Here is an 11,448-nt window from a genome sequence, read left to right on the forward strand (position 1 = left end):
AAGCGCAAAGGATGTGGGGGCAGCATTGTCCGGGGGGTGGTGGGCGGGCGGAGCACGCACTTTTGCCCAGGGTGTCAGCGGCTTTAACCGGTCGCAGGCCTCAGGTGGCATGCCGGCTTGGCCGGTCAGATATTACGGCGGCGAAGAGTTAAGGCTCTCAGTTTTGACCTTTGACCGAACTAGACCTGAGGTTATCAGAATGGCAAAAATTGTGCTACCAGCCCATTAGCCCTTGGACTGATCGGCAGGCAAAGGTAGCTCGCCTCGCTCGGCCAGGGTGTTGGTCACAATCCAGGCCTCGGCCTCCTCGGGGGATGCTACCCGGTAGACCTCCTCGCCGGTGCGCTTCTCGAGAATGCCATAGGCTTTGGCGCCTTTGAGGGGTTTGTACTCGTAGGGGGCCGACTTCAGGAAGGTCTCGAGGTCGGTTTCCTCGCCCAGCATCCCGCGAAACCAGTCCTGCTGGGCTTTCTCCACCCGGCGGTAGCTCCAGTAGTTGACCAGGCCGAATAACCCGATCAGCAGCAACAGGGCCAGAAATACCACGATCCAGCTCATGCCCTTAGTTTACGGGCTTTACCGGATTCCCTGTGGGTCGGACATTTGCTAGGGGCAGACTGGCTAATAGCTAATAGCTCATAGCTTATAGCGGATAGCTAAAAGCCGTTGTTGCTGTCAGCCATCAGCTATCGGCGATCAGCTTCTCCGGAGGTTTGCATCCTGCCCCTATCGCACTACAATACACATTATGAGCTACTTGCACATTACACTCCACCTCATTGCTTCCTTTTTCAGCCAGTATCGAGTGACGGGAGGGAAGAGGTGAAGGTTTTGCTGGTAGCCGGGGGGCCGCCCGGCGAGCACGAGGTCTCCCTCTCGTCTGCGCGGGGTGTGCTGGCAGCCATACCGCACCCCACCGAGCTGGTCGTAATCGCCAAAGACAGCAAATGGCTTCTGGGCAACGACGCGCACCGCGCCCTGGCTGCTGGCGTTGCGGAGCAGGGCCGGCACAGCTTCCCGCCACCGGTTGACTGGAAATCCTATGACGTGGTCTTTCCGCTGCTGCACGGCCACCTCGGCGAAGATGGCGCCATTCAGGGATTTCTCGAGTTGCTGCAACTGCCCTATGTCGGCGCGAATGTGACCTCCTCCGCCCTCTGCATGGACAAAGACCTTTGCAAGCACATCCTTCACCACACGGGTATTCCGGTGGTTCCCTGGGTCGCGTTTTACAAAGGCGAACCAACCCCCCAACCCCCCTTCAAACCGCCCTATTTTGTCAAACCGGCCAACACCGGCTCCTCCGTGGGCATCTCCAAGGTCAGGGCCGATCAGGACGCCAGCCAGGCCCTGGCCGAAGCCTTTGCCTGGGATAACAAGGTGGTGGTCGAACAGGGGGTGGAAGGCGTACGCGAGCTGGAGGTCGCCCTGCTAGGCAACATCAAGGCCGAGGCCAGCCTGGTGGGCGAGATCACCTATCAGTCGGAGTTCTACGATTACGAGACCAAGTACACCGAGGGCAAGGCGGTGCTGCACCTGCCCGCGCAAATCGCACCCGGACTATCGGAAAAACTTCGAGCCACGGCTACTGCCGCCTATCGAATTCTGGGCGTGCGCGGAATGGCCAGGGTGGATTTTTTCCTGTCGGAGAAAGGTGAACTCTACCTCAATGAGTTCAACACCATCCCGGGGTTCACCCCTACCAGCATGTATCCCAAGCTCTGGCAGGCCTCCGGTCTCTCCTACCCCGATTTACTCGACCGACTGGTGCGGCTGGCGCTGGAGGGCTGAGGGCGCAGACCCAGCAGCACAAAAAATCTCGAGCCGGGCATAATGGTTTTATGAAGGAAAAACTCGAGATCGCCCGCAACTGGCTGCCACGCTATACCGGAATGCCCCTGGACGAGTTTGGGGATTATATTCTGCTCACCAACTTTTCCGATTACGTCGAGCGTTTTGCCGCTCGATTTGATTGCGAGGTACATGGGGAAGGGCGGGCCATGCAGGCTGCGACCAATTCTGCTGGCCTGACCATCATCAACTTTGGGATGGGCAGTGCCAATGCGGCCACCATCATGGACCTGCTCTCGGCGCGGATGCCCAAGGGCGTGCTGTTTTTGGGCAAGTGCGGAGGTCTCAAACATACCAGTGAGATCGGCCACTTCATCCTGCCCATTGCGGCCATTCGGGGCGAAGGAACCTCCAACGACTATTTTCCGCCCGAGGTGCCGGCGCTCCCGAGCTTCAAGCTGCACAAATTCGTCTCGGAAAAAATTGTTACGCAGGGGCTGGAATACCGCACGGGCGTAATTTACACCACCAACCGCCGGGTCTGGGAACACGACCAGCAGTTTCTCGAGCGCCTCAGACGACTGACCTGTCTGGGCATAGATATGGAGACCGCCACCATCTTTATCGTTGGCCACCACAACGAAATTCCCCGTGGAGCCCTCTTGCTGGTCTCGGATGTCCCCATCACCCCCGATGGCGTAAAGACCGAGGCCTCCGACCGCGAGGTGACGCAAAAATGGGTAGAAGTGCACCTCGAGCTCGGCATTGAGGCTATGACCGATATTGGGATCCGGGGCGAGCAGATCAAACACTTCACCTATTGAGGGCTGCCGATAGCCCTTCGCTCATCCCAGTAACGCCCGTCCGGCCTGGGCTAAGTGTTTCCACGGTTCGGGTTTCACTGCATCTTGCTCGGCCTGTGCTCGAGTACTGCACCCATGACCCGCACTGGGTGGCGGTGCTTAGCCAGACCACAGACCCAGTTGGGTGCCCAGGAGCACGGGTTTTCGTGCGGATACTGGCGCTTTGAGACCAGATTCGGAACCCGACCGATGGGAAACGCTTTTTTCGCCGACCGTCAGGGAGGGGTGTGCTCCAGGATTCAAAAGGTAGCCTCGGGGTCTCCGGGTTGGAGGATGATCTTTTTGAGTCCGGTATGAGCGGGTTGAAGGATTTACCTTCGGCTTTTAACGCCTCCAGCAACGTGTGAAGTCCAGCCGTCCTGCTGCTAAACCACCCGGGTCGGTTTTACTCCTGTCCCAGCAGTTGCCGATAAAGCGCCAGGTACTCGCTTGCAGGCCTATCCCATGAGAAATCGGCCTGCATGGCGTTTTTGGAGACGGTCTCGCGGTTGGGGTGTTTGAGGAATTCGTTGACCCCGTGCAAAACGCCCCCAGCGTTCATCGAATTGAACATGAAGCCCGTTTCCCAGTGCTTTACCGTATCGAGCAGGCCCCCCACCGCCCGCACGATGGGGGGGGTTCCGTAGCGCATGGCGATGAGTTGGGCCAGCCCACAAGGCTCAAAGCGCGAGGGCATCAAGAAACCATCGCAGCCTGCATAAATGCGGTGAGCCAGGGCTTCGTGGTAGCCCTGCACGTAGGCCATGCGGCCAGGGAGGTGCGAGGCCATCCAGGCAAAGGTGCGTTCGAGGTTGGGCTCCCCACTGCCCAGCACCACCAGATTCACCCCCATGCTCATGAGGCCATCCACCGCATCGCCAATCAGATCAATGCCTTTCTGGTGGGCAAAGCGCGAGACCACCCCCAGGGTGGGGCGGTCTTCGAGGGCAAACTCGGTCCGCAATTCGGCGCGGTTACTGACCTTGCCCGAGAGGTCGGTGGCGTCGTAGTGGTGTTTGAGGTACTTATCGGTCGCAGGGTTCCAGTAAACCGGATCGAGACCGTTCAGGATGCCCCTGAGTTTCCTGTGTTGTCCGCGCAAAACGCCATCGAGCCCCTCGCCCCCTTCGGGGGTGGTGATCTCCCAGGCGTAGCGGGGCGAGACCGTGGTCACGGCATCGGCATTCACGATCCCGGCTTTCATCAGGTTGACCCGCCCGTTATGCTCGAGGCCCGCCCCATAGTAGGTCTCGCCTGTCAACTGCGTCCAGGCAAAAAAGTCCTGCGAACCCCAGACCCCCTGGTAGGCCAGGTTGTGGATGGTGTAGACCGTGCGGGCACTAAACCAGCCCAGGTTGCGCAACAAGGGCAGCAGGGCGGTCTGCCAGTCGTGGGCATGGACCATATCGAAACCGCCCAACAGTTCAGCCGTCGCCATCGAAAAGCGCACAAAGCGGCGGAAATCGTCGTCGTAGCCGTAGGGCTTGTCGCGGGAAAAATCTCCCAGCCCTACCAGCACATAGCGCACCCCCTCATGCTCGGCATGGCCGATCCCAATCTTCTCGCGCCCACCCTCGAAGTTGAACCAGGCTTCGCCCACATAATAGCCCTGGATACCCCAGTACCAGGGTAGAAAGATGGTGGGCTCGAGGCCTTGGGCCCCCAGCACGTGCGGCAGACTACCCACCACATCGGCCAGACCCCCCACTTTGGCAAAAGGAAAGGCTTCGGAAGCAACAAAGGCAACTTTCATAAGGACACTGGCAGTTTACCCCTTTGGCTGCTTTTGTTCATGCCAGACCCCCTCTGGCAGCCAGATTCCCGAGACCCTTTGCACATTTTGCAGGCTGGGATAGGCATAGACCCATACCGCACAGGGTTTTTCGGCCTGGCTGGGGAGGTACGCTGCGGTTGGGCTTCGCAGGTATTCGCGCCCCTCGTCCTCGAGCCGATCAAGCAACACCAGGGCCTGGCTCAGATCGGCAAACCACTGCACCTCGCCCCAGACCCGACCCTCCCGGCTGGCTGGCTTGGCTACATCTCGCACCACCGCCGGGTAGCCGTAGGGCAGTCGTTCGCGCTGGGGGAGGTGAAAAAGCTGGAAACCCTCGATATAGGCCGGTTCCGAGCGTACCCAACCGGCCTGCCTCGAGACCGCAAAATTACGCTCCTTTTGCTTCAGGGTGCCGTATACAAAGACCGCTTCGGGAGAGTCCATCACCCTTCAGGATACCGCCTATCCTCAACCGGAGAACCGGTTCGTACAGGCCAACTCCAGATAGATCTCCCTCCCCCATCAGGCAGCAGGTTGTACTGTGCTGCAAGCAGTTTTTGAAATTGGCAGCCGGATAGGCCGTTTTGAAGGGTGCCCGAACGACCCTCAGGCCAGCAGCCTACCGCCCCAGCAACAGCACCACCACCGGATGCTCGGCCTCGGGCAGCGAGAGCAGCTTACGCACTTCTTCATCGTAGAAGGTCTCGGCGGGGTAGGCTTGCAGGCCCAGCGCGGTGGCCGCCACCATCACCTCTCCCACCGCGTAGCCCACCTCGAGCAGGGCGTAGCGAAAGCCCCGCAAACCAAACACAGCCTCAGAGCGCTCTGGCACGGCGCAAAAAACCACCAGAGCCGCAGAGGTTTCCACGGCATCCAGCTCCATCAGGGCCGATTTCCAGTTTTTGGGATCGAAACGGCCAGAGAGCTGTTCCAACTGATGCTGCTTGGCCGCATAATGATAGATGCCCTGAAAGGTGTCTTGCAGACGCTGCACGGCCAGGTAGACCTCGAGGGGATACGCACCCCCTGCCGAAGGGTAGCCCCGGCCGCCCCGGCGCACCGCCAGCGGGGCCAGCACCTGTGAAAGCTCGGCCTGGGTAATAGAAGAACCCACTTTGGGCGTGGTAGGCATGACCCTGGAGAGCACCCTCCAGACCGCTGGGCCGCCGTCCCGCACCGGCTCAGCGAGATCCACCGACTCCAGTGGATTGGCATAGACTTTGGCGGCAGGCGCACGCCCCCCCGGTAGCTGGTCTCCGGGGAAAATACGCGTCAGGCGGTAAAAAACCTTGCCGGGGTGCTTGTCCATAAATGCCGATGGCCGATAACCAGTAGCTTATAGCCAGACCTCTATAGGCTATCGGCTATAGACTATCAGCAGCTGGCTAGAATCTATAGCTCTTGGGCACCACCACGATGCCCTCCGGGGTGACGGTAAAGCCCCTGGCCCGGTCGGCCTCGAGGTCGTAGCCAATCTCGGTGTGGGGAGGAATACTAACGTTCTTGTCCACGATGGTGTTACGCAGCCTGGCATACCGCCCTACCTCTACCTCGTCAAACAGGATGCTGCGCTCCACCAGAGCGTAGGAGTTAATACGGTTGCGGCGGAATATCAACGACTCGCGGATGGTTCCCCCCGAGATGATAGAGCCCCCGGCAATCAGGCTGTTGAAAGCCTGTCCGGTGCGGGCTCCGGCCTCGTGGACAAACTTGGCTGGCGGTGAGTTGAAATTAGCAGCAAGCAGCGGCCAGTCCGGGTTGAACAGATCGAATTCAGGGATTACCTGAATTAAGTCCATGCTGGCCTCAAAATAAGCATCAATGGTTCCTACATCGCGCCAGTAGGTATTGGGATCCTGCTGACCGGGAATGGGGTTGCGTTTGAAATCGTAGACCTGGATGCGGTAGCCCTCGCTCAGGGCGCGGGGAATCACATCCTTGCCAAAGTCGTGGGAAGAGTTGGAATCCTTGGCATCGTGCTCGAGCTTTTCCATCAGGGCTTCGGTGCGAAAGAGGTAGTTGCCCATCGAGACCAGGGCCAGGTCGGGCTTACCGGGTATGGGGGTAGGGTTCTTGGGTTTTTCCTGAAAACCCACCATGCGCCACTGCTCGTCTACCTGGAGCACCCCAAAGCGGCTGGCCTGTTCGATGGGCACCGGGTAGGCCGCAATGGTCATATCGGCACGGTTATCGGAGTGGTAGTCCAGCATGTGAGCAACATTCATCTTGAAAATATGGTCGCCCCCAAAAACGGCTACACATTCAGGTTTGTGGTTGGCAATAAGGTGCAGGTTCTGATAGATGGCGTCGGCGGTACCGCGATACCATACCGGCCCCAGTTCTTCGTAGCGGTACATCTGGGCGGGCACCAGCAGAATAAAGGCATCCTCCAGAAAGCCCCCAAAACGCCAGTGCCGCTGCACGTGTTCGGTCAGGGACTGCGCTTTGAACTGGGTCAACACGTAGATGCCATAGATGCCCGAGTTCAGGAAATTGTTGAGTACGAAGTCAATGATGCGGTAGCGCGCCCCAAATGGCACCGAAGGTTTGGCGCGCTTGGCCGTGAGGGGGAACAACCTTGAACCCTGGCCCCCCGCGAGAATCATTCCAAGAACTCGCATAGACATGACGAAGTTGCCTCCTTTGTTACAGCATAACAGGCCCAGGGTCTAGCCGAAAGCCTGAAGCTGAAGGCCGATAGCTGATAGCAGATGGTTCATAGCCAATAGCTGATAGCCAATAGCTGAAAGCTGAAAGCCTTAGGCCTTTATTTGACCTGCGACCTGAGACTTGTGACCTGAACCCGGCCTTCGTCCAGACTCCCTGCCGCCCGCGGATGGGTATACTTTTCCAGCATGAAGCTTTTATACGAGGCGCTCGAGTGGCGCACATTTACCGATAATTCCACCGATATTGTGGCGTTCCCACCGGCACCGCCTTTTTTTGGTCAGGAACGGGCCCGGGCTGCCCTGGAACTGGCGATTCGGGGCGGGTTCCATGCCTATCTGGTAGGGCCTTCCAGCCTGGGTAAGCACGAGGCGCTGCTGGCCTATCTAAGCACCCAGACGGTCGAAACCCCACCGGACTTGCTGTACGTGCCTTTATCTGAGCGTAAGGTAGCGGTACTGACCCTGCCCAGTGGCCAGGAAACCCATCTGGCCGATGCGGTCGAGAACCTGCTGCTGGAGGTCAGCCGGCTGGACGAGTTATTCCGTCAGGGTTCTTTCCTGCGGGAAAAAACCCAGCTCGAGGCCCGCTTCAAACAAACCCGCGATCAGCAACTGGCCTCGCTCCAGCAGGAAGCGCGGGAGGCTGGGTTTACCCTGTCTCTGAATGGAGACCGGCTGGAGTTTACCGGCCCCAGCCCGGTTCCCGCCGAACTCACCGCCCGGCTGGAGGAAGTCGCGCTCGGCAGCCTGGCCGCCACCGCCGAACTCGAGGTTTCGCTAAGGCGGTTGCGCCGCGACTGGGCGTTGCACTACCTGAACACCCGGGTGGAGCCCCTGTTCCAGCGCTTTCCCCAGGCCCGCCCCTACCTCGAGGCCCTGCGAGGCCGCCTGGCCCGCTACGCCGAAACCGGCGAACCCCTCGACCCCGCGCTGTGGCGGCCCAACCTGCTCACCTCTTCCAGCAGCGGCGCCCCTCCGCCCATTGTGTTTGAGCCCTACGCTACCGCTCCACGTCTGTTTGGGAGGCTGGATTATGCCGTAGACCGGGGGGTGTGGAGCACCAATGTCAGCCTGATTCGTCCAGGCGCCATTCACCGTGCCCAGGGAGGCTACCTGGTTCTGGATGCCCTGAGCCTCAAACGCGAGGGCACCTGGGAAGCCTTCAAGCGGGCTCTGCGCAATGGACAGGTCGAACCGGTTACCGAGCCGCAGGCTCCGGCCAGCCTCGAGGTCGAGCCTTTCCCGATCCAGATACAGGTCATGCTGGTCGGCACCCAGGAGGCCTTTGAGTCGCTGGAAGAAGATCCCGCCTTCAGCGAGTTATTCCGCATCCGGGTAGAGTTCTCCTCCACCCTGCCCGCCACCCCGGAAAATCTAATGGCCCTGGGCGGATGGCTCCAGGCCCAGGGTTTTCAACTCACCCAGGGCGGTCTGGTTCGGCTCTATGATGAGGCCCGGCGCAGCGCTGAGCAACGCGACCGTATGGATGCTCGCCTGATCGAAACCCGTGCCCTGGCCGAAGAGGCCGCCGTGATGGGCGGGGGAGTTCTCACTTCCCAGGCCGTGGAGGATACGCTTGCGGCCCGCAACCACCGGAGTTTCCTCTCCGAGGAGGAGTTTCTGCGAGCGGTCCGGGAAGGGGTCTGGAGCATCCAGACCAGTGGGCGGGTGGTGGGCGAGGTCAATAGCCTGGTGGTGGTCGAGGCTGCACCCTACTGGGGCCGTCCGGCCCGGCTGACTGCCCGTGCGGCCCCAGGCCGCGACCACCTGGTTTCCATAGACCGTGAAGCCGGTCTGGGGGGGCAGATCTTCCACAAGGCGGTGCTAACCCTGGCCGGTTATCTCCGCAGTCGGTATATCGAGAGTGGCCCACTCCCGGCCACCATCAGCCTGGCCTTCGAGCAAAGCTATGTGTCCATTGATGGCGACTCGGCAGGGCTGGCTGAGCTGGTCGCGGTACTCTCGGCCATTGGCAACTTTCCTCTCCGGCAAGACCTGGCTGTAACCGGCGCCGTGGATCAGACCGGTAAGGTGCTGGCGGTGGGGGCCATCAATGCCAAGGTGGAGGGTTTCTTCCGGGTCTGCAAAGTGCTGGGCCTGAGCGGCAACCAGGGGATCATCCTGCCCAAAGCCAGTATTTCCAACCTGACCCTCCGGGCCGAGGTTCTCGAGGCTATCCGGGCCGGGCAGTTCCACATCTACGCCGTCGCAACCGTAGAACAGGCCCTCGAGCTGCTCACCGGCGCCCGCATCGAAGGCTTCCGGGGCTTACAGGACAAGATCAAAGCCGGGCTGGAGGTGTTTGCCAAGCTAGAAGAAGGCCGTGACAAGGAAGAAAAGGAGCCATAAACACCAACCCCACACCTCCCTCCTGGCCGCTCGCTGGTAGCTGCTGGCTCTTGGCCCTTCGCGTATCATGCAGCTATGCGCGGGTGGGTTGTCCTTTTGGTGCTATCCGGAAGTCTGGCCCTGGCCCAGAGCACCCCGGTTTTCGCACTGCGGCTCGAGCAAGCCTGGAGACTGGTCAAGGAGCGCTATTACGATACCGGCTTCAATGGCGTGAACTGGGAAACCGTGGGCAATACCTACCGGATCAAGCTAAGCGAGATCCGGGATTGGGAGGGGCTGTATCGCTTGCTGGACGAAATGTACGGCGAATTGGGCGACGACCACTCGAGGGTTCTCAGCCCTGCCCAGGCCCGGCGCTACCTGAGCGGAGGGCAGTGTCTGGCCCTGCCCTTCAGGGATCAGGATCTGCTTCCCATCTCTACCCAACCCACCCCGGGCGCCCCTGGTGCGCAGCCTGTAAGGCCAGTGATCCCCACCCCTCAGCCATCCCCGCCTCCCCTACCGTCCGAGCCGTCCTGGTCGCCCTACCAGGCGCCCCAGGTGCACTTTACCGATGGGGTGGTCATCGTGCGCCTGAGCAACCTGGTAGATGCCGCGGGCCTGAGTGCCTTACAGGATGCCATCCGCCGCTACGATGCCAGGGCCAGGGGCTATGTGCTCGACCTGCGTGGCAACCCTGGAGGGCTGGTGCTTCGCATGGCCGAGGTAGCCGGGGTCTTCATGCGGGGGGTGCCCTGGCGCATCGTCAGCCGAGGCATGGGTGCGGTTCCACTTCCCACCATACCCTTTCTTGGCCGCCCCCAGACCCATAAACCACTGGTGGTGTTGATTGATGGCAGTGTCAACTCCGCCGCCGAAGGACTGGCCGGTGCACTAAAAAACGCCCGAAGGGCCTACATTATCGGCACCCGAAGCGCAGGCAACACCGAGGCCCTCACCCCTTACTGTTTTCCTGACGGCGGCGTGGCCCTGGTTGCCAACGGCGTGCTGGCGCCTTTCTCCGGCCCCACCTGGGAGGGGCGTGGGGTCGAGCCTGACCTGGTGGAAGCAGACCCCAGAGAACAGCTCGAGGCCGCTCTGCGCTACATCCTGCGCCCGCGCTAGCAGTACATCTACAATTGGGAGCCGCCCCTACTTTTGCGGCAGGCTCTGGAAAAACTCGAGTTCGCCGATGCGCTGAACCCCTGCGGGGTTGCTTACAAACGACAGGCGGTTGATGGGGGTCAGGATGGGGAAACTGGGGTTGGTAAGGTCGAGTTCGGCCACCGTCCAGAGGGTGCCGGCCCGGTTGGGCACGCTGTAGGTTGCCACCAGGGTCGCACCTCGGAATATGCGCACCTGGGCACCCGAAGTAGCCATCGCACCGCTGCTGCTGGAGTCCTTATTTGAGTAGTCGTGTACCGAGAAGCGATACACGCCCGCGCCGCCGGTGGGTTCGTAGATGGTGGTGGTCTCGGGGCCAAAGCTGGTCGTGTCGTCCACATCCAGCTCGGCGTAGCGGATGCCATTAAAACTGTAGTTCTTGCTGGCCGTTGGGAAATAGATGTGAAACCGTCCACTGCCCGCACCGGGCGGGTTGGGGCCGGTGAGGTGGGAGTCGAGGTCGGAGGGGGTCTGGCCCCAGGTGAGTACGAAGCGCCACTGGCGGTCGGCGATGGGGGGTGAGATGCTGGCGTTCTGATCGAGAATGGTCTGGCCGCCCACCACCATCACAGTGAAGTGGTTGGGGGTAAAGCCGTCTTTGCTAACGGTAGCGGTGTAGCTTCCTGCCTGAATGTTGCTAAAAGTATAGTGGCCGGACAGGTTGGTGGCGGCAGAAGCAAGCACAGTTCCGCTGGTGGCGTTGATGCCGGCTCGAAGCTCGAGCAGTGCATCGGGGACTGCCGTGCCGTCCTGAGCGTTGGTAATCTGGCCGCCGGCGCTTCCGGTCAGGCTTCCCTGATCCGCTACGAGTTGAATCTGCTCCAGGAAAGTGGTCTGCTGGTGCCGCACGGCCACACCATGGATGGTGACGGGCAAGAAC

11 protein-coding genes are annotated in these 11,448 nt (G+C 60.6%); 5 read left to right on the plus strand and 6 right to left on the minus strand.

Features of this window, described 5'->3' with window-relative positions:
• Positions 1-87: zinc finger domain-containing protein (locus tag Q0288_RS09505; protein ID WP_299429798.1), on the plus strand; the 87-nt coding region annotated here is incomplete at its 5' end.
• 138 nt (positions 88-225) lie between these two features.
• On the opposite strand, the gene Q0288_RS09510 is transcribed toward Q0288_RS09505, so the two are convergent.
• Positions 226-558: a hypothetical protein gene (locus Q0288_RS09510; protein ID WP_299429779.1), complete on the minus strand. Its 333-nt coding sequence runs from the start codon at positions 556-558 to the stop codon at positions 226-228.
• A gap of 264 nt (positions 559-822) precedes the next feature.
• Here Q0288_RS09510 and Q0288_RS09515 point away from each other — a divergent pair, with 264 nt between their 5' ends.
• Both Q0288_RS09515 and Q0288_RS09520 read left to right on the plus strand, forming a co-directional pair.
• On the plus strand, positions 823-1,791 hold the full coding sequence (locus tag Q0288_RS09515; RefSeq protein WP_299429781.1) for a D-alanine--D-alanine ligase family protein: 969 nt from the start codon (positions 823-825) through the stop codon (positions 1,789-1,791).
• Positions 1,792-1,841: 50 nt separating this feature from the next.
• Positions 1,842-2,615, plus strand: a complete 774-nt coding sequence (locus tag Q0288_RS09520) for an AMP nucleosidase (RefSeq protein WP_299429783.1) — start codon at positions 1,842-1,844, stop codon at positions 2,613-2,615.
• A gap of 424 nt (positions 2,616-3,039) precedes the next feature.
• Here the strand turns inward: Q0288_RS09520 and Q0288_RS09525 are convergent, their stop codons facing one another.
• The 4 genes from Q0288_RS09525 to glgC form a co-directional block, all read right to left on the minus strand.
• Entirely contained in the window at positions 3,040-4,386 is a 1,347-nt protein-coding gene (locus tag Q0288_RS09525) for a glycogen synthase (RefSeq protein ID WP_299429785.1), read from the minus strand.
• A 15-nt stretch (positions 4,387-4,401) separates the two neighbouring features.
• A complete protein-coding gene (locus tag Q0288_RS09530; protein ID WP_299429787.1) occupies positions 4,402-4,851 on the minus strand; it encodes a gamma-glutamylcyclotransferase family protein in 450 nt (149 codons plus the stop codon).
• A 175-nt stretch (positions 4,852-5,026) separates the two neighbouring features.
• Positions 5,027-5,716: a SagB/ThcOx family dehydrogenase gene (locus Q0288_RS09535; protein ID WP_299429789.1), complete on the minus strand. Its 690-nt coding sequence runs from the start codon at positions 5,714-5,716 to the stop codon at positions 5,027-5,029.
• Between the two features lie 76 nt (positions 5,717-5,792).
• Complete coding sequence (gene glgC / locus Q0288_RS09540) at positions 5,793-7,034, minus strand: glucose-1-phosphate adenylyltransferase (protein WP_299429791.1); 1,242 nt, start codon at positions 7,032-7,034, stop codon at positions 5,793-5,795.
• Between the two features lie 228 nt (positions 7,035-7,262).
• Here glgC and Q0288_RS09545 point away from each other — a divergent pair, with 228 nt between their 5' ends.
• Positions 7,263-9,425: an AAA family ATPase gene (locus Q0288_RS09545; RefSeq protein WP_299429793.1), complete on the plus strand. Its 2,163-nt coding sequence runs from the start codon at positions 7,263-7,265 to the stop codon at positions 9,423-9,425.
• 75 nt (positions 9,426-9,500) lie between these two features.
• Positions 9,501-10,529: a S41 family peptidase gene (locus Q0288_RS09550; protein WP_299429795.1), complete on the plus strand. Its 1,029-nt coding sequence runs from the start codon at positions 9,501-9,503 to the stop codon at positions 10,527-10,529.
• Between the two features lie 27 nt (positions 10,530-10,556).
• Here Q0288_RS09550 and Q0288_RS09555 read toward each other — a convergent pair.
• On the minus strand, positions 10,557-11,448 hold an 892-nt coding region (locus tag Q0288_RS09555; protein ID WP_299429797.1), incomplete at its 5' end, for a carboxypeptidase regulatory-like domain-containing protein.

The organism is uncultured Meiothermus sp. (assembly GCF_937863175.1).
Taxonomy (GTDB): Bacteria; Deinococcota; Deinococci; order Deinococcales; family Thermaceae; genus Meiothermus.